The organism is Bacillus sp. ISL-51 (genome assembly GCF_018613535.1).
Classification (GTDB): domain Bacteria; phylum Bacillota; class Bacilli; order Bacillales; family Bacillaceae; genus Bacillus.
Genome location: NZ_JAGGQB010000005.1, coordinates 252,612 through 278,848, shown reverse-complemented (window position 1 = coordinate 278,848; position 26,237 = coordinate 252,612). Strand labels below are relative to the sequence as shown.

Annotated in this window: 26 protein-coding genes; 18 read left to right on the top strand and 8 right to left on the bottom strand. The window is 45.1% G+C overall.

The window, feature by feature from the left end; all coding sequences use genetic code 11:
- The 7 genes from J7E26_RS06160 to sipT all read left to right on the top strand — a co-directional run bounded on the left by J7E26_RS06160 (position 1) and on the right by sipT (position 7,604).
- Positions 1 to 1,137 (top strand): efflux RND transporter periplasmic adaptor subunit, encoded by a 1,137-nt coding sequence (locus J7E26_RS06160; RefSeq protein ID WP_214799604.1) that lies wholly within the window; start codon positions 1 to 3, stop codon positions 1,135 to 1,137.
- Positions 1,138 to 1,830 carry an ABC transporter ATP-binding protein gene (locus tag J7E26_RS06155; protein ID WP_214799602.1) on the top strand — a complete coding sequence of 231 codons (693 nt, stop codon included), beginning with the start codon at positions 1,138 to 1,140 and terminating at the stop codon, positions 1,828 to 1,830. It abuts the gene before it with no gap.
- Positions 1,827 to 3,020 (top strand): ABC transporter permease, encoded by a 1,194-nt coding sequence (locus J7E26_RS06150; protein WP_214799600.1) that lies wholly within the window; start codon positions 1,827 to 1,829, stop codon positions 3,018 to 3,020. Before J7E26_RS06155 ends, J7E26_RS06150 begins: the two co-directional genes overlap by 4 nt.
- A 285-nt stretch (positions 3,021 to 3,305) precedes the next feature.
- Positions 3,306 to 4,061, top strand: a complete 756-nt coding sequence (locus J7E26_RS06145) for a DeoR/GlpR family DNA-binding transcription regulator (RefSeq protein ID WP_214799598.1) — start codon at positions 3,306 to 3,308, stop codon at positions 4,059 to 4,061.
- A complete protein-coding gene (gene pfkB, locus J7E26_RS06140) occupies positions 4,058 to 4,969 on the top strand; it encodes a 1-phosphofructokinase (RefSeq protein ID WP_214799596.1) in 912 nt (303 codons plus the stop codon). Before J7E26_RS06145 ends, pfkB begins: the two co-directional genes overlap by 4 nt.
- A gap of 14 nt (positions 4,970 to 4,983) precedes the next feature.
- On the top strand, positions 4,984 to 6,888 hold the full coding sequence (locus J7E26_RS06135; RefSeq protein WP_214799594.1) for a PTS fructose transporter subunit IIABC: 1,905 nt from the start codon (positions 4,984 to 4,986) through the stop codon (positions 6,886 to 6,888).
- 134 nt (positions 6,889 to 7,022) lie between these two features.
- Entirely contained in the window at positions 7,023 to 7,604 is a 582-nt protein-coding gene (gene sipT / locus J7E26_RS06130) for a signal peptidase I sipT (protein WP_214799592.1), read from the top strand.
- A gap of 37 nt (positions 7,605 to 7,641) precedes the next feature.
- Here the strand turns inward: sipT and J7E26_RS06125 are convergent, their stop codons facing one another.
- Positions 7,642 to 7,911, bottom strand: a complete 270-nt coding sequence (locus J7E26_RS06125) for a hypothetical protein (RefSeq protein ID WP_214799590.1) — start codon at positions 7,909 to 7,911, stop codon at positions 7,642 to 7,644.
- Positions 7,912 to 8,071: 160 nt separating this feature from the next.
- Here J7E26_RS06125 and J7E26_RS06120 point away from each other — a divergent pair, with 160 nt between their 5' ends.
- Both J7E26_RS06120 and J7E26_RS06115 read left to right on the top strand, forming a co-directional pair.
- Positions 8,072 to 9,691, top strand: a complete 1,620-nt coding sequence (locus tag J7E26_RS06120; protein ID WP_061522045.1) for an ABC-F family ATP-binding cassette domain-containing protein — start codon at positions 8,072 to 8,074, stop codon at positions 9,689 to 9,691.
- Positions 9,692 to 9,827: 136 nt separating this feature from the next.
- A complete protein-coding gene (locus J7E26_RS06115) occupies positions 9,828 to 10,736 on the top strand; it encodes a ketopantoate reductase family protein (protein WP_214799588.1) in 909 nt (302 codons plus the stop codon).
- A gap of 31 nt (positions 10,737 to 10,767) precedes the next feature.
- Here J7E26_RS06115 and J7E26_RS06110 read toward each other — a convergent pair whose 3' ends face one another.
- From J7E26_RS06110 to mreBH, 3 genes are all read right to left on the bottom strand, one after another.
- Positions 10,768 to 12,000, bottom strand: a complete 1,233-nt coding sequence (locus tag J7E26_RS06110) for an aminopeptidase (protein WP_214799586.1) — start codon at positions 11,998 to 12,000, stop codon at positions 10,768 to 10,770.
- Positions 12,001 to 12,100: 100 nt separating this feature from the next.
- Positions 12,101 to 12,235: a protein YkpC gene (locus tag J7E26_RS06105; protein ID WP_214799584.1), complete on the bottom strand. Its 135-nt coding sequence runs from the start codon at positions 12,233 to 12,235 to the stop codon at positions 12,101 to 12,103.
- An 80-nt stretch (positions 12,236 to 12,315) separates the two neighbouring features.
- Positions 12,316 to 13,323, bottom strand: coding sequence for a rod-share determining protein MreBH (mreBH, locus tag J7E26_RS06100; protein ID WP_214799581.1), 1,008 nt, complete (start codon positions 13,321 to 13,323; stop codon positions 12,316 to 12,318).
- A 270-nt stretch (positions 13,324 to 13,593) separates the two neighbouring features.
- Here mreBH and J7E26_RS06095 point away from each other — a divergent pair, with 270 nt between their 5' ends.
- The 5 genes from J7E26_RS06095 to ade all read left to right on the top strand — a co-directional run bounded on the left by J7E26_RS06095 (position 13,594) and on the right by ade (position 18,773).
- Positions 13,594 to 13,875 carry a transcriptional regulator AbhA gene (locus J7E26_RS06095; protein ID WP_061522042.1) on the top strand — a complete coding sequence of 94 codons (282 nt, stop codon included), beginning with the start codon at positions 13,594 to 13,596 and terminating at the stop codon, positions 13,873 to 13,875.
- Between the two features lie 174 nt (positions 13,876 to 14,049).
- Positions 14,050 to 15,354 carry an ATP-binding protein gene (locus J7E26_RS06090; protein ID WP_214799579.1) on the top strand — a complete coding sequence of 435 codons (1,305 nt, stop codon included), beginning with the start codon at positions 14,050 to 14,052 and terminating at the stop codon, positions 15,352 to 15,354.
- 1 nt (position 15,355) lies between these two features.
- Positions 15,356 to 16,183: a gamma-glutamylcyclotransferase family protein gene (locus tag J7E26_RS06085; protein WP_214799577.1), complete on the top strand. Its 828-nt coding sequence runs from the start codon at positions 15,356 to 15,358 to the stop codon at positions 16,181 to 16,183.
- A gap of 41 nt (positions 16,184 to 16,224) precedes the next feature.
- Positions 16,225 to 16,890, top strand: a complete 666-nt coding sequence (gene ktrC, locus J7E26_RS06080) for a Ktr system potassium transporter KtrC (protein WP_061522039.1) — start codon at positions 16,225 to 16,227, stop codon at positions 16,888 to 16,890.
- A 149-nt stretch (positions 16,891 to 17,039) separates the two neighbouring features.
- Positions 17,040 to 18,773, top strand: a complete 1,734-nt coding sequence (gene ade, locus J7E26_RS06075; protein ID WP_214799575.1) for an adenine deaminase — start codon at positions 17,040 to 17,042, stop codon at positions 18,771 to 18,773.
- A 32-nt stretch (positions 18,774 to 18,805) separates the two neighbouring features.
- On the opposite strand, the gene rnjA is transcribed toward ade, so the two are convergent.
- Together rnjA and J7E26_RS06065 are read right to left on the bottom strand one after the other, a co-directional pair.
- A complete protein-coding gene (gene rnjA, locus J7E26_RS06070) occupies positions 18,806 to 20,473 on the bottom strand; it encodes a ribonuclease J1 (protein WP_214799573.1) in 1,668 nt (555 codons plus the stop codon).
- Positions 20,474 to 20,478: 5 nt separating this feature from the next.
- Positions 20,479 to 20,688: a DNA-dependent RNA polymerase subunit epsilon gene (locus J7E26_RS06065; RefSeq protein ID WP_061522037.1), complete on the bottom strand. Its 210-nt coding sequence runs from the start codon at positions 20,686 to 20,688 to the stop codon at positions 20,479 to 20,481.
- 364 nt (positions 20,689 to 21,052) lie between these two features.
- Here J7E26_RS06065 and J7E26_RS06060 point away from each other — a divergent pair, with 364 nt between their 5' ends.
- Positions 21,053 to 21,826 carry a Cof-type HAD-IIB family hydrolase gene (locus J7E26_RS06060; protein ID WP_214799571.1) on the top strand — a complete coding sequence of 258 codons (774 nt, stop codon included), beginning with the start codon at positions 21,053 to 21,055 and terminating at the stop codon, positions 21,824 to 21,826.
- A gap of 33 nt (positions 21,827 to 21,859) precedes the next feature.
- Here the strand turns inward: J7E26_RS06060 and def are convergent, their stop codons facing one another.
- The gene (gene def / locus J7E26_RS06055) at positions 21,860 to 22,414 is read right to left on the bottom strand and encodes a peptide deformylase (protein ID WP_214799569.1); all 555 of its coding nucleotides are present in this window, start codon (positions 22,412 to 22,414) and stop codon (positions 21,860 to 21,862) included.
- Positions 22,415 to 22,523: 109 nt separating this feature from the next.
- A complete protein-coding gene (locus tag J7E26_RS18600) occupies positions 22,524 to 22,718 on the bottom strand; it encodes a YjcZ family sporulation protein (RefSeq protein WP_214799567.1) in 195 nt (64 codons plus the stop codon).
- Between the two features lie 251 nt (positions 22,719 to 22,969).
- Between J7E26_RS18600 and J7E26_RS06045 the strand changes: the two genes are divergently transcribed.
- The 3 genes from J7E26_RS06045 to pdhB all read left to right on the top strand — a co-directional run bounded on the left by J7E26_RS06045 (position 22,970) and on the right by pdhB (position 26,164).
- The gene (locus J7E26_RS06045; protein ID WP_214799565.1) at positions 22,970 to 23,638 is read left to right on the top strand and encodes a YkyA family protein; all 669 of its coding nucleotides are present in this window, start codon (positions 22,970 to 22,972) and stop codon (positions 23,636 to 23,638) included.
- A gap of 429 nt (positions 23,639 to 24,067) precedes the next feature.
- Positions 24,068 to 25,183: a pyruvate dehydrogenase (acetyl-transferring) E1 component subunit alpha gene (pdhA, locus tag J7E26_RS06040; RefSeq protein ID WP_061522033.1), complete on the top strand. Its 1,116-nt coding sequence runs from the start codon at positions 24,068 to 24,070 to the stop codon at positions 25,181 to 25,183.
- Positions 25,184 to 25,186: 3 nt separating this feature from the next.
- A complete protein-coding gene (pdhB, locus tag J7E26_RS06035; RefSeq protein ID WP_013352120.1) occupies positions 25,187 to 26,164 on the top strand; it encodes a pyruvate dehydrogenase complex E1 component subunit beta in 978 nt (325 codons plus the stop codon).
- The last annotated feature ends 73 nt before the right edge of the window (positions 26,165 to 26,237 follow it).

Sequence of the window (26,237 nt, the reverse complement as noted above, 5' to 3'; positions counted from 1 at the left end):
ATGAAAAAAATATGGATCGGAATCGGCATCGCAGTTATTATCGCAGCATTCATCGGTATAAATATTTACCGGTCTGCCGCTCCCGCTAGCGGCAGCGCCGGGGAAAAGATTGAAACAGGAACCTTGGAAAAACAGGAAATCTCATCGACCGTTATGGTGCCGGGAACACTAAAATTTTCAAATGAACAGTATGTCTTTTATGAAGCTGATAAAGGCACTCTTAATAAGGTGAAAGTAAAGGAAGGGGACAAGGTGAAAAAAGGAACGTCCTTAGTCTCCTATACAAACGAGCAGCTGAACCTTGATAAAGAACAGAATGAGCTATCTGAAGAATCAAAACGGCTGCAAATCGGTCAAATCACAGAAAAACTGAACACATTAAACAGCAAAGAAAAAGAACTGGCAAAGCAAGTGGGAGAAAAAGAAGCTGAAAAACAAATTGAATCTGAACGGACTGATTTACAGCTTCAGCAAAAAACGGCGGAAATTGAATTGAAGCAATCTGAGCTGCAAAAGCAATCTCTCAGAAACCAAGTGGCTGATCTTGAAGTAAAGAGCGAGATGGACGGAACGGTTATCTCGGTCAATCATGAAGCGGCCTCTAAAAAATCAGATATTCAAGAACCGATCATACATATAGGCGACCCGGAGCATCTCATCGTAGCCGGAAGTTTGTCTGAATACGATACGCTGAAAGTGAAAAAAGGGCAAAAGGTAACGATCACCTCAGACGCCATTCCGGATAAAACGTGGAAAGGCAGAGTGACAGCGGTCGGCCTCGTTCCCGATCAAAAGTCAGGAACAGCCTCAGGCGCAGACACGGAACAAGCCGTGCAGTACCCGTTTCAGGTCAAGCTGATCGGCAGCCTTCCGGAAGGCAAACCGGGTTTTAAATTGATCATGAACATTGAAACAGACAAACGAAAAGCTGATACTCTTCCGTCAACGGCCGTCAAAAAAGAAGATAATGAACATTACGTCTTTACGATAAAAGACGGCAAGGCCAAACGGGTGAAGGTCAAAGTCGGCGATACGGCAAAGCAGATGACGGAGATAAAAGAGGGACTTTCAAAGGATGATAAAGTCATTCTGAATCCGGCTGACAGTTTGACCGACGGAACGGATGTGAAAGCGTAAATGATTCAGCTTTCAAAGGTGAAAAAGAGCTATCAGATCGGCAAGGAGACGTTTGATGTGCTCCGCTCTATCGACCTCACGATTGAAGAGGGAGAATACGTGTCGATTATGGGGCCGTCAGGATCGGGAAAATCTACGATTATGAACATTATCGGCTGCCTTGACAGACCGTCATCGGGGAGTTACAGACTTGCGGGTGAAGACGTTTCTTCCTGCACGGAAAAAGAGCTTGCAGCAGTCCGCAACAAATCAATCGGATTTGTGTTTCAGCAATTTCAGCTGCTGCCCCGTTTAAATGCGAAGAAAAATGTTGAACTGCCCATGATATACGCCGGCATCGGCAAAAAAGAACGCGAGGAGCGGTCGGAGTACGCGCTGGAAAAAGTAGGCTTATCGGATCGGATGCTTCACATGCCGAATGAGCTGTCGGGCGGCCAAAAGCAGCGCGTAGCCATAGCAAGAGCGATTGTCAACGAGCCGAAGCTCATCTTGGCTGACGAGCCGACAGGCGCATTGGATACGAAAACAAGCATCTCCATTATGGAGCAGTTCACAGAACTGAATGCCGAGGGCGTGACCGTGGTGCTCGTCACTCATGAACCTGAGGTGGCGGACTGTACAAACAGAATCATTTTCGTCCGTGACGGCCAGATCGTTTCCCGCGATTCGGAGCAAAGGAGAGTGGGGGAATGAGTCTGATAGAAAATCTTCGGATGGCCCTCAGTTCTGTAAGAGCCCATAAGATGAGGTCCATCCTGACGATGCTTGGCATCATTATCGGCGTCGGCTCAGTTATCGTCGTCGTAGCGGTCGGCCAGGGCGGCGAACAAATGCTGAAGCAATCCATCAGCGGCCCGGGCAACACGATTGAATTGTATTATCTTCCGAGTGATGAAGAATTGTCGGCCAACCCGAACGCTTTAATGGAAGCGAGCTTTACAGAAGATGATATTAATGGATTAAAAGGGCTGGACGGTGTCAAGCAAGTCGTCGCTTCAGCAGTCAAGTCCATGACGGCGCGCTATCATGAAGAAGAAACGGATATCACGCTAAACGGAATTAACAGCGGCTATATGGACGTGAAATCATTGGACGTCCAAGACGGAAGAACATTTACAGACGATGATTTTCTTGCCGGGAAAAGAGCGGGAATTATTTCGAAAAAAATGGCTGAGAAGCTGTTTGGCAAAAAAACTCCGCTCGGAAAAATCGTCTGGGCCAATGGCCAGCCGATTGAAGTTGTCGGTGTATTAAAAGAAGAAACCGGTTTTCTCTCGTTAGGCCTCAGTGAAATGTATGTGCCTTTTAACATGATGAAATCTTCTTTCGGAACGAGTGACTACAGCAACGTCTCTGTTCAGGCGGCTTCTGCCGACAACATGAAAGCAGCGGGAAAAGAAGCGGCCCGGCTTTTGAATGACAATCACGGGACGAAAGAGTCCTATCAAGTCATGAATATGGAAGAAATTGCAGCCGGAATCGGGCAAGTCACAACGATTATGACGACAATCATCGGTTCAATTGCCGGCATTTCACTTGTCGTCGGCGGCATCGGAGTCATGAATATTATGCTTGTTTCAGTGACGGAACGGACCAGGGAAATCGGCATCCGTAAATCACTCGGTGCGACAAGAGGACAGATTTTGACCCAATTCTTAATTGAGTCCGTTGTGTTAACCTTAATCGGCGGTCTGATCGGAATCGGCTTCGGCTATGGAGGGGCATCTCTCGTTTCTCTCATCGCAGGATGGCCGTCGCTCGTTTCCTGGCAGGTCGTTTGTATCGGTGTTCTGTTCAGTATGCTGATCGGCGTTATATTCGGTATGCTGCCTGCCAACAAAGCGTCACGTTTGGACCCGATTGAAGCTTTACGATATGAATAGTCAAGAGCCCCATGGAGCCTGCATGGGGTTTTTTGGCGGGTTTTTATAGTAATGATGAATATAATAGACTTTTTTCATTTATGATAAAAGAAAATGTCATACAATTGTCCCTCTTTTTGTCGAATTTACAGTTTACAAACCCTATGTACATACGTTAATATGAACAAACATGAAAGATTTTGATAGTTATTGAATGAATTTGAGTGATTTTAGTTGCTTAAAGTAAAAAAAGCGATTACAATAATCTTGTAACCAAAATGAATACGTTTTCATAGGAGGCGGGATATGCTAACTCCTGAAAGGTATCAGTTGATTATTGATCAGATTGACAAGCGTGACGTGGTAAAGATTCAAGAGCTGATAAGCATGACGAACGCTTCTGAATCAACAATCAGAAGAGATTTATCAACACTTGAGGAGCGCGGTTTTTTAAAGCGCGTTCATGGCGGAGCATCAAAGCTTTCCAATAGCAGGCTCGAACCGGATATGCTAGAAAAATCCTCCAAAAACCTTCAAGATAAACTGAAGATCGCTGAAACAGCTGCGGCTTTATTAGAAGAAGGCGACTGTATTTATCTTGATGCGGGAACAACTACATTGCATATGATTGAATTTATAGATAAAACGAAAGACATTGTGGTTGTCACAAACGGGGTTATGCATATTGAAGCTTTAATAAGAAAAGGCATTCCCTTTTATCTTCTCGGAGGATTTGTGAAACATCGAACAGGTGCGATGATCGGAGGCGCTTCATTAACTGCGATCAGCCAGTACCGATTCGATAAAAGCTTTCTCGGAGTCAACGGCGTGCATATTGAAGCAGGGTTTACAACACCAGATCCTGATGAAGCTCTGTTGAAGACAAAGGCAGTAAGGCAGGCAAAAACAGCGTATGTTTTAGCCGACCCTTCTAAATTTGGCGAGATTTCTTTCTCGGCGTTTGCCGACTTGAGCGACGCCGCAATCATTACCACTGACGCTGATGAACTTGCATTCGATAATTACCAAGAAAAAACTGTCGTAAAGGTAGTGAAACCATGATTTACACTGTAACTCTCAATCCGTCTGTTGATTATATCGTACACGTTGAAGATTTTACTGTAGGCGGTTTGAACCGCTCAAGCTATGACACGAAATATCCCGGCGGAAAAGGCATCAACGTTTCAAGATTGCTGAAAAGACACCATGTGCCGTCAAAAGCAATGGGATTTGTCGGCGGATTTACCGGAAACTATATTACGTCATTTTTACAGCAAGAAGGCTTAGAAACAGCTTTTTCTGAGGTGAAGGAAGACACGCGTATAAATGTAAAACTGAAAACGGGCGAAGAGACGGAAATTAACGGACAGGGCCCAATCATTTCAGACGAGGTGTTTAATGCCTTTTTGGAGCAATTCTCCGAGCTTGAAGAGGGAGATATAGTGGTTTTGGCGGGAAGCATTCCTTCTTCCTTGCCGCACAACACATATGAAAAAATAGCAGAAGTTTGCAGCAGGCAAAATGCCCGGGTTGTAGTAGACATCTCCGGAGAAGCCCTGATGAAAGCGACTGAAATGAAACCGTTTTTGATGAAGCCGAACCATCATGAGCTCGGCGAGATGTTCAATACGGTCATTGATTCCGCCGAAGCTGCTGTTCCTTACGGTAAGAAATTGATTGAACAAGGTGCTGAACACGCGATCGTTTCCATGGCTGGTGACGGAGCGCTCCTATTTACGAAAGAGGCGGTTTTCCTCGCTAACGTTCCGAAAGGGAAATTAGTCAATTCTGTAGGTGCGGGTGATTCCGTTGTAGCAGGTTTCCTTGCGGGGATTTCAAAGCAGCTGCCTTTGGAAGACGCGTTCCGCTTAGGAGTTGCTTCCGGAAGCGCGACGGCATTTTCTGAGGAGCTCGGAACTGAAGAGTTTGTAAAGCAGCTTCTTCCTGAAGTTCAGGTCACACGTCTATAGAGGAGGAATGAAAAGTGAAGATAACTGAGCTGTTAACAAAAGATACGATCCATCTGAACATAGAGAGTAAAGAGAAAGAAAACGTTATTGATGAAATGGTAACAGTGCTGGATAAAGCGGGCAGATTAAATGACAGAGAGGCTTACAAAGCAGCCATTTTGAATCGTGAAAGCCAAAGCTCAACGGGAATCGGCGAGGGCATTGCCATTCCCCACGCGAAAACAGCCAGTGTTATTAATCCGGCCATCGCATTCGGACGCTCAAAAGAAGGCGTTGATTACGATTCATTGGACGGCCAGCCGGCGCACTTAGTCTTTATGATTGCGGCTACTGAAGGAGCGAATAATACTCACCTTGAAGCATTATCAAGACTTTCTACGCTTCTCATGCGTGAAGAAATCCGCAAGCAGCTTCTCGAAGCTGAAACAAAAGACGCCATCATTGACATCATCAATCAGCACGACAAAGATGATGACGAGGAAGAAGAAGAGCAGGAGGAGCAGGCATCCCCGTCAGGCAAAGGAAAAATCCTGGCTGTTACGGCATGCCCGACAGGTATCGCTCATACGTTTATGGCAGCCGATGCGCTGAAAGAAAAAGCAAAAGAGCTCGGCGTTGAGATCAAAGTGGAAACAAACGGATCAAGCGGTATTAAGCATAAGCTGACGGCTCAGGAAATTGAAGATGCGCCGGCGATTATCGTCGCGGCCGACAAACAGGTTGAAATGGAGCGTTTCAAAGGAAAACACGTTCTTCAAGTGCCTGTCACTGCCGGTATCAGACGTCCGCAAGAGCTGATTGAAAAAGCTGTAAATCAAGATGCTCCTATTTACGAAGGCAGCGGCGGTTCTTCATCTTCATCAAAAGAAGACGGCCCGAAAACGAAATCAGGCAATAGCATCGGAAGCATGTTCTATAAACATTTAATGAGCGGTGTCAGCAACATGCTGCCGTTTGTAGTCGGAGGCGGAATCCTCGTTGCGATTTCATTCTTCTGGGGAATTCATTCAGCTGATCCGAAAGACCCTGCTTATAATACGTTTGCTGCGGCGCTGAACTTTATCGGCGGCGACAATGCGTTAAAACTGATTGTTGCGGTGCTGGCCGGTTTTATTGCAATGAGTATTGCGGATCGCCCGGGATTTGCGCCCGGTATGGTCGGCGGTTTTATGGCTACACAAGCGAACGCAGGATTTTTAGGCGGACTGATTGCCGGATTCTTAGCCGGTTATGTTGTCATCCTGCTGAAAAAGCTGTTTGTTTTTATCCCTCAGTCGCTTGACGGTTTAAAACCGGTTTTGATTTACCCGCTGCTTGGTATCTTTATTACAGGCGTACTGATGCAATTTGTCGTTAACACACCTGTTGCAGCGTTTATGAACTTCTTAACAAACTGGCTTGAAAGCCTGGGAACAGGAAATCTTGTCTTAATGGGTATTATTTTAGGCGGTATGATGGCGATCGACATGGGAGGCCCGCTGAATAAAGCGGCGTTCACCTTCGGTATTGCCATGATCGGTGCCGGAAACTATGCGCCGCATGCGGCAATCATGGCAGGCGGAATGGTTCCGCCGCTGGGAATTGCGCTGGCGACAACATTCTTTAAACACAAATTCTCTAAACGCGACCGTGAAGCGGGTATTACATGTTACTTCATGGGAGCGGCTTTCGTCACAGAAGGTGCCATCCCATTTGCGGCAGCTGATCCGCTTCGCGTCATTCCAGCCGCTGTGATCGGTTCAGCGGTAGCCGGCGGCTTGACAGAGTTTTTCCGGGTAACCCTTCCTGCACCGCACGGGGGAGTATTCGTTGCCTTCATCACGAACCATCCATTGCTTTACTTAATGAGCATTGTGATCGGTGCGATTGTAACGGCGGTTATTTTAGGAATCATAAAAAAACCTGTTACTGAGAAATAAGAAAAAGCGTCCGTTACGGGCGCTTTTTTCAATCGCTTCGATATGTGCACAGTAGCGTTATGTATTTTGTTATAAATTGTGATAAAGTAAAGATAGTACACAACTGAAACAGTGATCGTCTAGGAGGAACTACGTTGACTGAAGAACAAAAACCTGCTTCTGAAAAATCGGTAAAAAGAAAATCCAACACATATTGGGAATGGGGAAAAGCGATCATTATTGCGGTCGCACTGGCGCTTTTAATCCGCCATTTCCTGTTTGAACCGTACTTAGTGGAAGGATCATCAATGTACCCGACATTACATAACGGCGAAAGGTTGTTTGTCAACAAAAGCGTCAATTATATCGGAGAAATTAAACGGGGAGATATCGTCATTATTAACGGCGATACTTCGAAGGTGCACTATGTAAAGCGGCTCATCGGAAAACCGGGGGAAACGGTTGAAATGAAAAATGACACGCTTTATATAAACGGTAAAAAAACAGCCGAGCCTTACCTTGCAAGCAATAAAAAAGAAGCGAAAAAACTGGGAGTCAACCTGACCGGGGATTTTGGTCCCGTTAAGGTACCGAAAGGCAAATATTTCGTGATGGGAGACAATCGGCTGAATTCGATGGACAGCCGGAACGGACTCGGCTTAATTGCCGTTGATCGGATTGTGGGCACATCGAAGTTTGTGTTCTTCCCATTTCATGATATGCGTCAGACAAAATAGAAACGCCGCGCTGCCCGATTCGGACGGCCGGCGTTTTTTATTTCGCAAACGAGGCAGCTGCCGTGATGAAAAATACAGTGATCAGCACTGACCCGACAATCGCGAGGACGCTGAAAAAAAGATGCACCTGCTGCTGCTCTTTTCCGCGCTTTTGAAGCAGCCGTTTCGAAAAGATATGTGAAAACGTATAAATGAGGGCAATTCCGATATACAAGCCGATATCCTGTGCGTTAAAGCCGGTTACAGCCAAATAAAACCCCGTGAAAAAAATCAATAAACAGTATTCGGTAAGTGTTAAAAGCTTCAACTTGTTCCTCCGTGTTGATATATGTATATTACTATTGTATCACAGAGCTGCCCGTTTCGCGCATACGTGTTTTTCGACTAAGCAATTAACAGGAAGCATTTCTCTTCCCCTTTATTCATGGTATACTTTTAATGATGATAGACACGATGGAGGATTCTAAATGATTGCTGTAAATAATGTGAGCTTACGTTTTGCGGACCGTAAGTTATTTGAAGATGTAAATATTAAATTCACGCCGGGCAATTGCTACGGATTAATAGGCGCAAACGGTGCCGGTAAATCAACGTTTTTAAAAATTTTATCAGGTGAGCTTGAGCCGCAGACGGGCGATGTTCACATGAGCCCCGGCGAACGTCTGGCTGTCTTAAAGCAGAACCACTTTGAATATGAAGAATACGAAGTGTTAAAAGTCGTTATCATGGGCCATAAGCGTCTGTATGAGGTCATGCAGGAGAAAGACGCTATTTATATGAAGCCTGATTTTTCTGATGAAGATGGAATCCGGGCCGCTGAGCTTGAAGGCGAATTTGCGGAATTAAACGGATGGGAAGCTGAAAGTGAAGCTGCCATTTTGTTAAAGGGCTTAGGAATTTCAGAAGACCTGCATACGAAGAAAATGGAAGACTTAGGCGGATCAGACAAGGTGAAAGTCCTTTTAGCACAAGCGCTGTTCGGCAAGCCTGACGTTTTGCTGCTTGATGAACCGACGAACCACTTGGATCTCAAAGCGATTCAGTGGCTGGAAGAGTTCCTGATTAATTTTGAAAACACAGTCATCGTCGTTTCCCATGACCGCCACTTTTTAAATAAAGTGTGCACACATATTGCTGATCTTGACTTTAACAAGATCCAAATTTATGTCGGCAACTACGATTTCTGGTATGAATCAAGCCAGCTTGCGTTAAAGCTTTCTCAGGAAGCCAATAAGAAAAAAGAAGAGCAGATTAAGCAGCTGCAAGAGTTTGTCGCCAGATTCAGCGCCAACGCTTCTAAATCGAAACAGGCGACATCCAGAAAAAAACTTCTTGATAAAATTTCGCTCGACGATATTAAACCGTCATCACGCCGTTACCCTTACGTCAATTTCACGCCGGAACGCGAGATCGGAAATGACGTGCTTCGGGTAGAAGGGCTGACAAAAACGATTGACGGAGTCAAGGTACTCGATAACGTTAGCTTTATTATGAATAAAGAGGATAAAATCGCGTTTACGGGCCGTAACGAGCTGGCTGTAACGACATTGTTTAAAATCATTTCCGGGGAAATGGAAGCTGACAGCGGCACATTTAAATGGGGCGTGACAACTTCTCAAGCGTACTTCCCTAAAGATAACAGCGATTATTTTGACGGCAGTGATGCGAACCTTGTTGACTGGCTCCGCCAATACTCGCCGCATGACCAAAGTGAGAGTTTCTTGCGCGGCTTCTTAGGCCGTATGCTGTTTTCAGGTGAAGAAGTCAACAAAAAATCCAACGTCCTTTCCGGGGGAGAAAAAGTGCGCTGTATGCTGTCAAAAGCGATGCTTTCCGGCGCGAACATTTTAATTTTGGATGAACCGACGAACCACTTAGACTTGGAATCCATCACGGCGCTTAACAACGGCTTAATCAGCTTTAAAGGCGCTATGCTGTTTTCTTCTCATGACCATCAGTTTGTACAAACGATCGCCAACCGTATCATTGAATTGACGCCTAAAGGCATTGTCGACAAACAAATGAGCTATGACGAATTTCTTGAAAATACAGATGTGCAGAAAAAGCTTGAAGAACTATACGCATGATAAAAAAGCAGAGGAAACTCTGCTTTTTTGCTTATAAACAAGTTTTCAATGTTCTGACTTCCTTGTAAAATAGACATAACATTTGATGTGATACGCTCGGCTGTTAAACATACATAAAGAGACGGAGGAATAAATGATGAAATTTTTAATTGTCGGAGCCGGAGGAGTAGGAGGATATATCGGTGCGCGGCTTGCAGAGAAGGGGAATGACGTCACGTTTCTCGTCCGTCAAAAACGGACGGAGCAATTAAAACAGACGGGACTTACCGTAAAAAGCGAAAAAGGCGATGTATCTATTAAGCCGGCATTAATCAGTGCGGGAGATAAAGGGGAGTTTGATGCTGTTATCATTGCTTCAAAAGCCTATTCCCTGAAGCAGGTTATAAAAGATGTAAAATCGTTTGTACGTGCCTCAACTGTTATCATTCCGTTTTTAAACGGGTACAGGCATTACAATGAGCTGTTTGACGCCTTTTCAAAACAGCAGGTGCTGGGAGGCCTCTGTTTTATTGAGAGCGCCCTTAACGAAAAGGGCGAAATTCTTCATACAAGCGCTGCTCACCGGTTTGTTTTCGGCGAGTGGAGCGGCGAACGCACCGAACGTATCAGAAAGCTGGAACAAGCATTTGCCGATATAAAGGCGGACGTTATAGTCAGCACACATATTGAAAAGGACATCTGGAAAAAGTATATGTTCATTGCCGCCCAAGCCGGAGTGACTTCCTTGTTTCAAAAGCCGGTCGGCCCCATTTTGGATACAGAAAGCGGCCGTAATACGGCAAAACGTCTTTTTGCCGAACTCGGAGCCATATTTCGGGCTGACGGCATTCCGGCAGATCCGAATCTCGAAGAGGAGAGCTATCGTACATTGACAAGTATGTCTTACCATATGAAATCCTCTATGCTGAGGGATATGGAGAGGGGGCAAATGACCGAAGGGGACCATTTACACGGTTTTCTGCTTGAGAAAGCCAAACGTTTATCCGTGGAGACGCCCGTTTTGGAAACCGTTTGCGCCAACTTGCAAATATATGATGCGAAATAAAAAAAGGAGGCCGATTCGCCTCCTTTTTCTATTAAAATGCCCAATTTCCGTTTCTGAAGACAGGTTCTCTTTTGCCGTCAGCTGTAATACCGTCGATATTCATATCTTTGGAACCGACCATAAAATCAACATGCGTAATACTTTCATTCAGGCCTTCTTTGACAAGCTCTTCACGTGTCATTTGTTTTCCGCCTTCAATATTAAACGCATACGCGCTGCCGATTGCCAGGTGGTTTGATGCATTTTCATCATATAGTGTGTTGTAAAATAAAATATTTGATTTAGAAATCGGAGAATCATACGGGACTAAGGCAACTTCTCCAAGATAATGTGACCCTTCATCGGTTTCGACGATGCCTTTTAAAATATCCTCGCCCTTTTCGGCTTTTACATCAACGATGCGGCCGTTTTTAAAGGTAAGGGTAAAGTTGTCGATCACGTTTCCTCCATAGCTCAGCGGTTTTGTACTGGAAACTGTCCCGTTTACGCCGTCTCGCTGCGGCAGGGTGAAAACCTCTTCGGTCGGCATGTTTGCCATAAACTCATGCCCGCTTTCATTGACGCTTCCCGCACCTGCCCACACATGTTTTTTCGGCAGCTCAATGGTTAAGTCTGTGCCTTCAGCCTGATAATGCAGCGCGCTGTAATGTTTTTTGTTAAGGTGCTCCACCTTTTCATGTAGGTTCTGGTCGTGTTTCTTCCAAGCTTCCACGGGATTTTCCTCATTTACACGGGTTGTTTTGAAGATTTCCTCCCATAAAAGCTGAATGGCTTTTTCCTCCGGCTGATCCGGAAATACTTTTTTCGCCCAGCCTGCTGAAGCTGCTCCGATTACCGTCCAGCTTACTTTATCTGATTGAATATATTGTCTGTATGTATGTAATGCTTTTCCGGCGGCCTTCTGGAAGGCTGCGATCCGTTTGCCGTCAGTTCCCTTTAACAGATCGGGATCAGAGGACACGACAGAAATAAACGCCGCTCCTTTTTTGGCGAGCTCTTCTTTGCCTTTTGCCTCCCATTCAGGGTATTCTTCAAACGCTTCAAAAGGGGCCATTTCGTATTTTAATCTGGATAATTCATCGTCCTGCCAGTTTACGGTGACATGTTTAGCGCCTTTTTCATACGAGTGCTTGGCAAGCAGTCTGACAAGATCACGGACATCGGTTGAGGCGTTGATTACCACATGCTGTCCTTTCTGGACATTGACGCCGACTTCTACGGCCAGCTGAGCATATGTATTTAACTTTTCAGTAAACGAACTCATGGTTCATTCCTCCTCATCGGTTTTTCTCATCATATCAAATATCAACGCAGAAAGGAAAGAAAGGGGCGTAAACGAAAAAGACACAGCCTCCGCTGCGTCTTTACGGGTGATTCGGTTTTACTGTGTTTCCCGCCGGGGAATGGGGCATATTGGCTAATGAAATGCTCATTCCCCCTAAAATAATACCGCTTAAAATGACGGCCACGGCTACGCGTCTTCCTACATCTTTAAGCATATGCTTCCTCCTTAATGTTTCTCCGTTCTCACAATATGAGCTGACCGGAGAAAAAAGAAGCAGGATATTTGTAAATATTATTATTTAATGGCTTTTTGAAGCTTGTCTATCACTTCTAAAGAACGTCCCGTGCCGATTGCCACTGATTCAAGCGGGTTTGCCGCCAAATGAACGGGAACGACGATTTCCTCTGTCAGCCATTCTTTCATGCCGTTTAACATCGCGCCTCCGCCGGTTAGCACGACGCCGCGGTCGACGATATCCCCGCTCAGCTCAGGCGGACAATCCTCAAGCGTGGCTCTGATCGCTTCAAGAATGTGCAGGAGAGATTCACGCATCGCATGCTGAATTTCATTTGACTGCAGTCTGATTGTTTTCGGAAGCCCGGTCACAAGGTCACGGCCCCTGATTTCCATTGTTTCCGGCACGTGTTCAATCAGCGCAAAGCCGATTTCCATTTTCACCTGTTCCGCCGTTCGTTCCCCGATCAGCAGGTTGTATTTTTTTCTGACGAACGAAACGATATCTTCATCAAGCTGGTCGCCGCCGATTCTGATAGAGTGGCATGATACGACGCCTCCGAATGAAATGATGGCTACCTCAGTCGTTCCGCCGCCGATGTCCACGACGACATTCGCTACCGGCTCGTCAACCGGCAAGTCGGCTCCGATCGCAGCGGCCACGGGTTCTTCAATCAAGTGAACGTTTTTGGCGCCGCAGTTTTTGACGGCATCACTGATGGCCCGGCGTTCGACAGCAGTTGAGCCTGAAGGCGTGCATACAACGACATTCGGTTTGCGGAAAGTCATGCCGATCTTTTTTCCGGCTTTTTTCATAATGTGTTTTAATAAATCAGTTGTCATATCATAATCAGCAATGACGCCATCTTTCATCGGTCTTACGGCGATGATTTTCCCCGGCGTTTTTCCGATCATGTTTTTCGCATCGGTACCGATGGCCAGCACCGCTTTTGTTGTTGTATCTATAGCGACAACAGAAGGCTCATTCAAAATAATTCCTTTATTTTTACTGTAAACTAGTATATTGGCGGTTCCTAAGTCGATTCCGATCTCAGTTGATTGAAACATATTTTCACCCAATCCCTATCCTTATTTAATTGATTCTACATTTAAAGTTTCTAAGAAAAAACACGATTTTTGGGGGTTTGCGCCGGGAATGAAATGTTTTTGTAAAAAAGGAGGGAAAGTCTGTATCCGATGTTTCATACGGACTTCAATCTGTAAAAAAACAATCATTTCCGTAAGCGGAGAAACTTTTGCTCTATTACCTTCGTCTACGTTTATGAAGGATTTTCCTTGGACATATATAAGAGACATTAAAGGAAGTAGGGGATTTCTATGAAATCAATTGGTGTAGTAAGAAAAGTAGACGAACTTGGGCGTATTGTCATGCCGATTGAATTAAGAAGAGCATTAGATATTGCGATTAAAGATAGTATCGAGTTTTTTGTAGACGGAGACAAAATTGTCTTAAAAAAATATAAGCCGCACGGTATTTGCTTAATGACGGGAGAAATTACGACTGATAATAAAGAATACGGCAACGGTAAAATTATTTTAAGCCCTGAAGGTGCGCAAATGCTGCTTGATGAAATTCAGGAAGCACTAAAAGATAAATAATGGACAGGAGAAGGGCGGAATGAAGATTCCGGCCTTTTTTCATTGAGTTGCGCAAAACACACGAACAATAGCAAGCAAACTGCCCAAATAATTGGGAATAGTTATCATTTTTTAGTCAATAATGCAGTCAACAATGTTACAATATACAGAGAAACGCTAGCGGCAGGTGGGAATATGGGAAAATATCAAGTGCGCATCATTTCCGTAATCATGGGAATTATTTTTATTATATTTTGGGATTATTTATTCTATATTATTGAGCGGAATCCGATTAACTGGCCTGCTGACATCACCTTTACAGCCGTCGCATTAATCAGCGTCTGGCTGCTGGCTTATTATGTAGATGATAAAAAGCAGCTATTGATAGAACTGAAAGACAGTGAACAGAAAGCAAAGGCGTTATCCGATGAAAAAAACCGTATCATGGATAATCTGCAGGAAATTGTTTTTCAAACGGATTCACATGGGAATATTACATATTTAAATCAAGCCTGGACGGCTATCACGGGCCACTCAATCAGCGGATGCATGGGCACGATGTATAACGATTATTTTATAAAAGAAAAGCATATCATTGATTATATTTCCTCCCAAATTAAACAAAAGTCGGCGTCGGGTATGTTTACGGCCAAATATATCAAAAGGGACGGCACCATATTTTGGGGAGAAGTCCACTATAAGCTTTATTATGACCGAAAACAGCAATTTGTCGGAAGCCTCGGCACGATGTCCGACATCAGCGAACGGAAAAAAGCGGTGGATGAGCTTTTGGAAACGAATGAACGGCTCGCGATGCAATCTCAAAAACTTGCCATCGCCGGCGAACTCGCGGCGGGAATCGCCCATGAAGTAAGAAATCCCTTAACGTCAGTCAGCGGCTTTCTCCAGCTGATGAAAGCCCAGTACCCGGAAAGAACGGATTACTTCGATATCATTTTTTCAGAGATTAAAAGAATTGATCTTGTATTGGGTGAACTGCTCTTGCTTGCTAAGCCGCAGACCGTGGCGTTTAATTCTCATAATCTTAATCATATTTTAAAACAGGTGACGACGCTTCTGGATACAAACGCGGTCCTGTCTAACACGGTGATCGAAAAAGATTTCAGCCATACGGAGTCCTGTATGATCAACGGTGATGAAAATCAGCTGAAACAGGTTTTTATCAACATTATAAAAAACGCGATAGAAGCCATGCCAGACGGAGGATATATTCATATCTGCACTGAACAGAAAGAACATGATGCGGTTATCAGCATACAGGATGAGGGAAACGGCATGTCTAAAGAGAAACTTAAAAATATAGGAAAACCGTTTTTCTCCACAAAAGATCAGGGGACAGGACTTGGTCTGCCGATTTGTTTACGAATTTTGAAGGAGCATAATGGTAAACTAAACATTAAGAGCAAAAATGGGGAAGGCAGCACGTTTCAGGTGATTTTGCCATTGGAGTCGGCTGCTGTCCAAAAGGAGGAAAGATGAGGTGCTTCTTTTTGCATACGGTCTGTTACGGAAGCGTGAAAAAAACCATCAGTTGTTGAAAGGTGAGCGGTGTGTGTTTGAACAGGCGGCAATAAACGGCGTGCTGTACGAAACTGATAAAGGTCAGCCGGCGGCGTCATTAACAGGAACATCTTTTATTTACGGAGAACTGTACGAAACAGATCATCAGATGATCCGTAAGCTGGATGCTCATTATCTGGATTTTGAGCGAAGAGAGGTCGCCGTGAATACGGATCTCGGGAATAAAACCGCCTTCGCTTATGTCATGAAGCCGGAAAAATGTGTTCCGTTCGACCGTATCGAAAGCGGAGACTGGAAAGAGTACCGGTTTATGAAGCGGGAGGATGACAGCCCGGTTTATTATTTCGCATACGGCTCCTGCATGGATAATGCCCGCTTTAAACAGGCGGGGGTCGATCACTTTTTTGCCGAGCCTGTCGGAGGGGCCGTTGTTGAAGGGTATTCGACGAGATTCACATTAAAGCGTCCTGACGGTTCCAGAGCCGATCTTGTAGAAGACGGCGGCCGGACTGAAGGGGTGCTGTACAAGCTGCCGTTTGAAGCGGCAACCTATTTGTATAAAAGGGAAGGCGTCGATTCTCATACGTATCGTCCCGCTTTCATAGATGCTTGTGCCAATGGCCGTGTATACACCGGCTGTCTGACGTTTCTCGTGCTTGAAAAAGCGGAGGAAATTGCGCCTCCGAATCATTATCAGGAGGAAATCGAACGCGGGGCTGACCTGTATTTATCTCCGGGCTTTTCAGAAAAGCTTAAGCGCTATATGAATTCTTTGCCGAAAATATGATAATATTCCTACTAAGAGATATTGATTAAAGGAGCACTGTAATGAGAAAAGAGTTTGCTGTTATCGGCCTTGGCCGCTTCGGGGGGAGCATTTGCAAAGCGTTAAGTGAGGAAGGCCTTGAGGTCATGGCGATGGATATTGATGAAGATAAAGTGAATGAATACGCCAAAATCGCTTCACATGCGGTGATCGGCGATTCAACCGATGAATCTGTTTTGAAAAATTTAGGGATGCGCAATTTTGACCATGTGATTGTGGCAATCGGCGAGAATATACAGGCGAGTATTTTAACAACACTTATTTTAAAGGAGCTAGGCGTTCAAACCATCACGGTAAAAGCGCAAAACGATTATCATGAAAAAGTGCTGGCGAAAATCGGAGCCGATCATATCGTCCACCCTGAGCGTGACATGGCAAAGCGGATCGCACATAATATCGTATCGAACAACGTGCTCGATTATTTAGAACTGTCCGATGAACACAGCATCGTTGAAATCGTGGCCAACAGCCGCCTTGCCGGGAATACATTGCTTGATTTGGACATTCGGGCGAAGTACGGAATTAACATCGTCGCTATCAAAAGGGAAAAAGAGGTCATCGTATCTCCGCTCGCAACTGAAGTCATTCAAAAAGAAGATATTTTGATCGTCATCGGATCTATTTCAGACATTTCACGTTTTGAAAAAAGAGTGCTGCATACAAAGTAGACTAAAGCCGTCTGAACAGGACGGTTTTTTATATGTCAGAATAGAAAGACATTTAGCGTGTAAGCGGTGTTTTCTTCAATTTTTATTGACTAAGATTACGCGATCCGATAGCATATTGTACCATATAAAGAAAAAGAGGAGGCCCCATTTTGAACAAAGAAACACTGGCTAAACGGCTGAACGCTTCGGCCGGCAGACAAAAAGCCGATACCGTCATTAAGAACGGAAAAATCATGGATGTATTTAATCAGGAATGGATCTCTGCAGATATCGCCATCACTGACGGAATGATCGTCGGGCTGGGTGATTATGAAGGGGAAGAAGTCATTGATGCAGAGGGCCAGATGATCGTTCCAGGCTTTATTGACGGACATGTTCATATCGAGTCCTCTATGGTTACTCCGATTGAGTTTGCAAAAGCAGTCCTTCCGCACGGCGTGACCGCTGTCATTACCGATCCGCACGAAATAGCAAACGTTTCTGGGGCAAAAGGCATCTCATTTATGATAGAGCAGGCGAAAAAAGCGCCGCTTCACATTCATTTTATGCTCCCTTCCTGTGTTCCCGCTGCAAGCTTTGAACGCTCAGGCGCGGTGTTAAAAGCCGCTGACTTACAGCCTTTTTATCAGGAGAAAGGGGTATTGGGGCTTGCGGAAGTGATGGATTATGTGTCTGTTGCCGAGGGAGAAGAGGATATGGTCGAGAAACTGCTCGATGCCAAACTTCACGGGAAACGGATTGACGGACATTTAGCAGGATTATCTTCTGATTTGATTAATATATACAGAACCGCATCGGTGTCAAATGATCATGAAGTGACGACAAAAGAAGAAGCGCTGGACAGAATCAGACGGGGAATGTATGTGATGCTGCGTGAAGGATCAGTGGCAAAAAATACGCTCAGCGTTCTGCCGGCGGTTAATGAAAAAAATGCGCGGCGTTTTTTCTTTTGTACGGATGATAAGCATGTGGACGATTTGCTTTCAGAAGGAAGTGTCAATCACCAAGTCAAATTAGCCATAGCAGCCGGCCTTGATCCGTTTTTGGCTTATCAGCTGGGCAGCTTAAACGCCGCTGAGTGTTACGGCCTTGATACGAAAGGAGCGGTGGCGCCGGGATTTGATGCTGATTTGCTGTTTATTTCCGATTTGCGGCAGGTCACGATTACAAAGACGATGGTGAACGGACGAACGGTTGCGGAGAACGGCCGGACGACTTATGAGCAGACGGCTGACTCAGAATCACCAGATGCCGCGCTCCTGGGCACCGTGCAGCTGAAAGCGCCGCTGACTGAATTGGATTTTCACATGCCGATTCAAGAAGGAAAACATATGAATGTGATTCAAATCATACCGAATCATTTGGAGACGAGACGGAAAGAAGTGCCCGCGCCGCCTTCTGACATGTTCCAGCCGGATATCGAGCATGATTTATTAAAGATCGCCGTCGTGGAACGGCATAGCGGAGAAAAAATCATGGGGCTCGGAATCGTTCATGGATTCGGGTTAAAAGAAGGGGCGCTTGCCACCACCATTTCTCATGATTCACACAATATCATCGCCGTCGGAACAAACGATACGGACTTGGCCGCGGCGATCAACCAGCTCCACGACATCGGCGGAGGATTAGCCGCCGTTAAAAACGGGGAATTGCTTCATTCTGTTCCGCTGCCGATTGCGGGGTTGCTTTCTGACCAATCGGCGGAGTGGGTAAATGACAGTTTGGCCGTGCTTCAGGAAAAGCTTCCGCTGATCGGATTTACCGGGGATTTTAACCCGTTTCTCACTCTTTCATTTTTAGCTTTGCCGGTGATTCCGGATGTTAAAATGACGGCAACGGGGCTGTTTGACGTGAAAGCCTTTCAGCATATTCCGCTGCAATAAAAAAGCTGCACTCATCATGAGTGCAGCTTTTATTATACCTCCATAATGATCGGAAGGATCATTGGGCGGCGTTTTGTTTTTTCGTATAAGAACGGTGCAAGTGTATCGGTAATTTCGTTTTTGATTTCTGACCACTGCGTCGTTTTCCGATCCATTACTTTTTCCAAATGGTTCGAAATCAGCTGTTGTGCGTCGTTGATTAAATCACCGGATTCTCTCATGTAAACAAAACCTCTGGATATTAAGTCAGGTCCTGCCGATACTTTAAAGTCATCCATATTGATGCTTACGACAACTATGACAAGGCCTTCCTCTGAAAGAATACGGCGGTCCCGAAGCACGATATTTCCAATATCACCGATTCCGCTTCCGTCAATGTAAACGGAGCCGGACGGGATTTTACCTGCCACAGAAGCTTCTTCACCTTTCAGCGCAAGCACTTCGCCGTTGTCCATAATAAAGCAGTTCTCTTCCGGTATGCCGCAATCCATCGCGAGTTTTGTATGCATTTTCTGCATTCTGTACTCACCGTGGATCGGCATGAAGAATTTCGGTTTGATCAGGCGGAGCATCAGCTTTTGCTCTTCCTGTCCGCCGTGTCCGGATGTATGAATGTCACTCAGAGATCCGTGAATAACCTCTGCGCCCGCACGGTACAATTGGTTGATGGTGCGGCTTACGCTGATTGTGTTTCCGGGAATCGGAGAAGAAGAAAAGACAACCGTATCTCCCGGGTTGATTGAAATCTGGCGGTGCGTGCCGTTAGCGATTCGTGATAACGCCGCCATCGGTTCACCCTGGCTTCCCGTACATAAAATCGTTACTTTATTTGCGGGTATCCGATTGATTTCATTATGCTCGATAAATGTATTTTTCGGACATGTGATGTACCCGAGGGTCTGTCCGATTTCGATAGCCGATTCCATACTGCGTCCAAATACGGCGACTTTTCTGCCGTTTAAAACGGCTGCTTCAATCACTTGCTGAAGGCGGTGTATATTCGAAGCAAACGTCGCGAATATAATTCTGCCGTCCACTTTGCGGAAAATATCGTGAATGCTTTCGCCTACGCGGCGTTCTGACATGGTGAAATCAGGAACTTCACTGTTTGTACTGTCAGACAGCAGGCATAACACGCCTTCTTTCCCGATTTCCGCCATCTTTGTCAGGTTTGCCGGTTCGCCTACAGGTGTAAAGTCGAACTTAAAGTCACCGGTATGCACGATGTTGCCCGGGGGTGTTTTGACGACGATTCCGTATGAATCCGGAATGCTGTGTGTCGTTCTGAAGAAGGACACAGACGTCTTGCGAAACTTAACAATGTCGTCTTCTCCGATAATATTTAATTTCGTCTGTCTTAACAGTCCGTGCTCTTCAAGTTTATTCCGAAGTAAGCCGATCGCGAGTTTACCGCCGTAAACAGGAATATTTACTTGTCTGAGCAGGTATGGAATACCGCCGATATGGTCTTCGTGGCCATGGGTGATAAACAAACCTTTAATTTTATCTTCATTCTTTACTAAATACGTGTAATCAGGGATTACGTAATCAATGCCGAGAAGCTCATCTTCTGGGAACTTGATTCCCGCATCAATCAGTACAATTTCATCCTGAAACTGCACCCCGTACGTATTTTTCCCGATCTCGCCCAATCCGCCGAGGGCGAAAACGGCAGTCTGATCATTTTTTACAAATTTCATTCCGCTCATAACTCCAATACTTTAAAATTTTCGCTCTGCTTCTCATATTCTAAGAAAGCACCGTCTACAGGCTGAACAAATTCAATGTTGTATTTCTTATCTTTCAGCTTTGTTCTGACGTCCCGTTCTGAAACGCCCTCAATATAAAGTGAATCTGTTTTTTCACGAACAGGTACTTCGTCAGCCTTCTCTTGATAAAATACCTTATAAATCATCCAAATCTCTCCTTAAATGCCGTATGTTAGACTCGCTTATTCTATTATATTCGAAAACGGAATATAAGGAAAGTCTTGAGCAAAAAAGGGACTTTCGAAAAACGAAGGATCCCTGTCAGCCAATGACTTTTTTTCGGAGCATTCCGCCCCACTGCCGTCTGAGTTTCTTTCGTAATCTGCGCAGCATAGTGCATACCTCCCATTAGGCTTAACAATTACCTTTATAGCAGTAGTATGCGGGAAATCCTGTTTTGTTTTTCGTGGGTATAAATGGAATTTAAACTAGACGGTTTGCCGGGCCGAAAACTTTCTGTATGATGAAAGTGGAAAAGACGATGATAAATGGGATAAAGGAGAAATTGATATGAAACCTAAATTAATCTTTTTTGATATTGACGGAACAATATACGACCATGATAAGCATATCCCCGAAAGCACAAGAAAAACGGTGGCGGCGCTTAAAGACGCCGGGCACCACGTGTTTATCGCCAGCGGCCGTTCTCCGTTTTTGGTAAAACCGATTCTCGAAGAGCTCGATATTCAATCGTTTATTTCTTACAATGGGCAGTTTGTCGTATTTGAGGGTGACGTGATTTATAAAAATCCATTGCCTGAAGATGCGATCGAACGTTTATTGCAGCAGGCCGCGGAGGGGGAGCATCCTGTTGTATTTATGGCTGAGGACACAATGAAAACGACAATTGCCGGACATCCGCACGTCTCAGAAGGGATCGGCACTCTGAAAGCTCCGTATCCCGAGGTGGATGAACAGTTTTATAAAGGGAAAGAAATCTATCAGCTGCTTTTATTCTGCCGGGGTCATGAAGAAAAAGCATATGCAGCTTTTCCGGAGTTTGATTATGTCCGCTGGCATGAGCTGTCAACTGATGTGCTTCCGAGCGGAGGTTCAAAAGCTGAGGGGATAAAAAGAGTGCTTGAGCGGCTTCCGTATGAAATCAGTGACACTTATGCCTTCGGCGACGGATTAAATGATCTTGAGATGATCGGGTTTGTCGGCACTGGGGTGGCGATGGGAAATGCTGTGCCGGAATTAAAGGAGGCAGCTGATTTCGTCACGAAACCTGTAGACGAGGAAGGCATCAGCTACGCTGTAAAAGAGCTTGGCCTTCTGAAATAAAAATACCGGCACTTCTAAAGTGCCGGTCATTTTTTACCGATCAATGGCAATGGCATTGTCTGGTTCTTTGAACGGATTTTCTTTATCGATATGGTCGTAAAACATAATCCCGTTCAAATGGTCAATCTCGTGCTGAAACACTACAGCCGGAAAGCCCTTGAGGCGAATGTCAATCTGTTCCCCTTCAAGCGTCGTTCCTTTCACTCTGATGCGGGCGTAGCGAGGAACGTAGCCCGGAATGGGTTCGTCTACAGACAGGCATCCTTCTCCGCTTGTTAAATAGCTTCTTTCGACTGAGTGGCTGACGATTTTAGGGTTAAACAGCGCGTAGCTGTATAATGTTCCTTTAGCATCTTCAGCGTGAACAGCGATCATCCGTTTTTTTACGTCGGTTTGCGGAGCCGCAAGCCCTACACCCGGACGAAGCTGGTATTTTTCGGCCAACTCCGGGTTTTGGCTGTTTTTCACAAACTCAATCATATCAGCAAGATGCTGTTTTTCTTCGTCGGACGCGGGAAGCTGCACCTCTTCTGCGATTTCTCTGAGCGCGGGATGCCCGTCTCGGACAATATTTTCCATAGTAATCAAGAAACTTCACTCCTAAAGCTTTATATGTAAATTATAGCGAATTTCTTTACCGGGGTGCAACGAAACAAATGACCAGCCTTAAAAGGCTGGTCAATTTCATGGCCGGCGATCAGCAGCCGCAGCCTCCTCCTAAATAAGCGGCACCAACGATGATCAATAAGATAAATAATACTACGATTAACGCGAACGTGCGGCCATATCCGCCTCCGCAGCCGTATCCTCCGCCATATCCGTAACCGCCGCCGTAACCGCCGCCGTAACCGCAACAACCGCCGCCATATCCGTATCCATATCCTCCGTACATAAAAAAACCTCCTCTTTTAATTACGCTGACCCTTTGTCAGCAGGGCCGGCGTCTACTATAACCTATGTAAAAGCCAAAAAGATGTATGGTCATACGCCCTGTTTTCTCTAATTTTTTGTGCAAGTTTTCTTTGACAATCTCCTGACGGCTGCAATCCCGAAGCATGCAGAAATAAGCAATTACAGCTCAGCTATTGTCAAACGGCGCCGAGGCTTCTATAGTGGAAATTGTCAAGATTGGGGGATTTCAGTGTGAATAATTTTCAAAAACGGATGTTTGCTGGCATCGGAGCACTCGGCGCTGTAAGTATGCTGCTTTCAGGCTGCGGGGGGAAGGATCCGGTTGACACGCTTCATGATGCGATGGAAAAAGCCGTTCAAGCGGAAAAGCCGTTTCAAAAGGAACAGAAGACATTAGAGAAATTAGAGAAGAAAGACGATAAGCTGTATAACGAAGTCATTCAGCTGAACATGGACGATTATTCCAAAATCGTTTCTCTGTCGGATGAAGCGCTTAAAAATGCGGATCAGCGAGAGCGGCATTTAGAAACGGAAAAAGACAGTATTGACAGCTCTAAAAAAGAATTTGAAGACGCCAGACAAGCAGCTGACTCGATTAAAGATAAAACCATTAAGAAAAAGGCTAAAGAAGCGGCTGTCCATATGGAAAAACGTTATGCATCGTACACCGGCATGCATAAAGATTATGAAAAAGCGATTCAATACGACAAAGAATTGTACAAAATGATTAAGAAAAAAGACCTGACTGCCGATGCTCTTGATGAACAGATCAGCAAAGTGAACGATTCCTACGAAAAGGTGTTAAAACAAACCGAAGCGTTTAACAAGCAGACAAAACAATACAATAAATCAAGGGAAGCGCTATATAAAGCGGCAGGCTTTCACGTCAAGGAAAGCTGAACGTGTGTGAAGGGGCCGGCTGTCCGGTCCCTTTTTTTATATGTTTGAAAAAACAGTTTGTGAATTCTATTGTAGTACAGTTAATAGGTGTATACTAGTACAGTTTAAAAAGTGAAAAACAGCCTGCCGCCCCCGATAAATATAAAGCGAATACATTTATTAAAAATCAATGTTCAAAACGATTGACGGGTCTTCTTTGTTTAGTGTAAACTTATCCATGTTAAGCGGTGTTGTATCAGTCATTTACAACTCCGTAATAATACAGTTCAGATCAGATAGTGATGATCCTACATAAAAGGTTTCGGCAAACTGGGGATAGGCTAAAATATATACGACTTGCTGCTAATACTTTAGGGTATCCTAGGTTTGTATGTATAAAGGAATGCACGTCTAATGACTGTTTAAAAGAAAGGAAGAGGTGACTTTAGTATGGCTGCAAAAACGAAAAAAACGATCGTTGACAGTAAGAAGCAATTTGATGCCATTAAGAAGCAGTTCGAAACGTTCCAAATTTTAAATGAAAAGGGAGAAGTCGTGAATGAAGCGGCGATGCCTGATTTAACAGATGATCAATTAAAAGAGCTTATGCGCCGCATGGTGTATACGCGTGTGCTGGATCAGCGCTCTATCTCATTAAACCGTCAGGGACGTCTCGGTTTCTACGCTCCTACTGCCGGCCAAGAAGCTTCACAAATTGCAACACATTTCGCGCTTGAAAAAGAAGATTTCGTTCTTCCGGGCTACCGTGATGTACCGCAATTAATCTGGCACGGTCTGCCGCTTTATCAAGCGTTCTTATTTTCTCGCGGACACTTCCGCGGAAACCAAATGCCTGATGACGTGAACGCCCTTTCTCCGCAAATCATTATCGGTGCTCAATACATCCAAACTGCCGGTGTGGCGTTAGGTCTTAAAAAACGGGGCAAAAAAGCCGTAGCGATCACTTACACAGGTGACGGCGGTGCATCTCAAGGGGACTTCTACGAAGGAATCAACTTTGCCGGCGCTTACAAAGCTCCTGCGATCTTCGTAGTGCAAAACAACCGCTATGCCATTTCAACTCCGGTTGAAAAGCAATCAGCGGCACAAACGATTGCTCAAAAAGCAGCGGCAGCAGGAATTGTCGGTGTGCAAGTAGACGGTATGGATGCTCTTGCGGTATACGCTGCAACTGCTGAAGCGCGCGAACGCGCAGTCAACGGCGAAGGCCCGACTTTGATCGAAACACTTACATTCCGTTACGGCCCGCACACAATGGCCGGTGACGATCCGACGAAATACCGTACGAAAGAAATTGAAAACGAATGGGAGCAAAAAGATCCGCTTGTTCGTTTCCGCGCATTCCTTGAAAACAAAGGACTGTGGTCTGAAGAGGAAGAAAGCAAAGTGATTGAGGCTGCGAAAGAAGAAATTAAGCAAGCCATCAAAAAAGCAGATGCTGAACCAAAACAAAAAGTGACTGATTTAATCAAAATCATGCACGAAGAATTGCCTTATAACCTTAAAGAGCAATTAGAAACTTATACACAGAAGGAGTCGAAGTAAGCCATGGCGCAAATGACAATGATTCAAGCAATCACGGATGCGTTACGCACAGAACTGAAAAATGACGAAAATGTCTTAGTTTTCGGAGAAGACGTTGGTGTAAACGGCGGCGTATTCCGTGCGACTGAAGGATTGCAAAAAGAATTTGGTGAAGACCGTGTATTTGATACACCTCTTGCTGAATCCGGCATCGGCGGTCTTGCTCTTGGTTTAGGGTTGAACGGTTTCCGTCCGGTTATGGAAATTCAATTCTTCGGATTTGTATATGAAGTAATGGATTCAGTTTCAGGCCAAATGGCTCGTATGCGCTACCGTTCAGGCGGACGCTGGACTTCTCCTGTGACAATCCGTTCTCCTTTCGGCGGCGGTGTTCATACACCTGAACTTCACGCTGACAGCTTAGAAGGCCTTGTGGCTCAGCAGCCGGGAATTAAAGTCGTTATTCCGTCAACTCCGTATGACGCTAAAGGGCTTTTGATTTCTGCAATCCGTGATAACGATCCTGTCGTTTTCTTAGAGCATATGAAACTTTACCGTTCTTTCCGTCAGGAAGTTCCTGAGGAAGAATATACAATCGAACTTGGCAAAGCTGATGTGAAACGCGAAGGAACTGATCTTTCTATCATCACATACGGCGCAATGGTTCATGAGTCGCTGAAAGCTGCTGAAGAGCTTGAGAAAGAAGGCGTTTCTGCTGAGGTTATCGACCTTCGCACTGTAAGCCCGCTTGATATTGATACAATCATTGCTTCTGTTGAAAAAACAGGCCGCGCAATTGTTGTACAAGAGGCTCAAAAACAAGCCGGCGTAGGCGCTAACGTTGTAGCTGAAATTAACGACCGCGCGATCCTGAGCTTGGAAGCTCCTGTTCTCCGCGTCGCTGCGCCTGATACAGTATTTCCTTTCTCGCAAGCTGAGAGCGTATGGCTTCCAAACCATAAAGACGTTCTTGAAACTGCGAAAAAAGTTCTTGAATTTTAATCAGATTTCATAACAGGAGGAGAAGACGAGTGCTTTTCCTCCCTTATTTAAAGGGCTGTTTTTCTGATGGTTC

Bases quoted from the DNA above. Each gene is read 5' to 3' on its own strand.
- J7E26_RS06105 (WP_214799584.1), bottom strand. From the start codon at position 12,235: ATGCTTAAAGATGTAGGAAGACGCGTAGCCGTGGCCGTCATTTTAAGC.
- J7E26_RS06115 (WP_214799588.1), top strand. From the start codon at position 9,828: ATGAAATTTTTAATTGTCGGAGCCGGAGGAGTAGGAGGATATATCGGT.
- J7E26_RS06065 (WP_061522037.1), bottom strand. From the start codon at position 20,688: ATGATTTATAAGGTATTTTATCAAGAGAAGGCTGACGAAGTACCTGTT.
- J7E26_RS06095 (WP_061522042.1), top strand. From the start codon at position 13,594: ATGAAATCAATTGGTGTAGTAAGAAAAGTAGACGAACTTGGGCGTATT.
- pdhB (WP_013352120.1), top strand. From the start codon at position 25,187: ATGGCGCAAATGACAATGATTCAAGCAATCACGGATGCGTTACGCACA.
- mreBH (WP_214799581.1), bottom strand. From the start codon at position 13,323: ATGTTTCAATCAACTGAGATCGGAATCGACTTAGGAACCGCCAATATA.
- J7E26_RS06145 (WP_214799598.1), top strand. From the start codon at position 3,306: ATGCTAACTCCTGAAAGGTATCAGTTGATTATTGATCAGATTGACAAG.
- ktrC (WP_061522039.1), top strand. From the start codon at position 16,225: ATGAGAAAAGAGTTTGCTGTTATCGGCCTTGGCCGCTTCGGGGGGAGC.
- J7E26_RS06150 (WP_214799600.1), top strand. From the start codon at position 1,827: ATGAGTCTGATAGAAAATCTTCGGATGGCCCTCAGTTCTGTAAGAGCC.
- pdhA (WP_061522033.1), top strand. From the start codon at position 24,068: ATGGCTGCAAAAACGAAAAAAACGATCGTTGACAGTAAGAAGCAATTT.
- J7E26_RS06090 (WP_214799579.1), top strand. From the start codon at position 14,050: ATGGGAAAATATCAAGTGCGCATCATTTCCGTAATCATGGGAATTATT.
- J7E26_RS18600 (WP_214799567.1), bottom strand. From the start codon at position 22,718: ATGTACGGAGGATATGGATACGGATATGGCGGCGGTTGTTGCGGTTAC.
- pfkB (WP_214799596.1), top strand. From the start codon at position 4,058: ATGATTTACACTGTAACTCTCAATCCGTCTGTTGATTATATCGTACAC.
- J7E26_RS06155 (WP_214799602.1), top strand. From the start codon at position 1,138: ATGATTCAGCTTTCAAAGGTGAAAAAGAGCTATCAGATCGGCAAGGAG.
- J7E26_RS06060 (WP_214799571.1), top strand. From the start codon at position 21,053: ATGAAACCTAAATTAATCTTTTTTGATATTGACGGAACAATATACGAC.
- rnjA (WP_214799573.1), bottom strand. From the start codon at position 20,473: ATGAAATTTGTAAAAAATGATCAGACTGCCGTTTTCGCCCTCGGCGGA.
- J7E26_RS06120 (WP_061522045.1), top strand. From the start codon at position 8,072: ATGATTGCTGTAAATAATGTGAGCTTACGTTTTGCGGACCGTAAGTTA.
- J7E26_RS06160 (WP_214799604.1), top strand. From the start codon at position 1: ATGAAAAAAATATGGATCGGAATCGGCATCGCAGTTATTATCGCAGCA.
- J7E26_RS06110 (WP_214799586.1), bottom strand. From the start codon at position 12,000: ATGAGTTCGTTTACTGAAAAGTTAAATACATATGCTCAGCTGGCCGTA.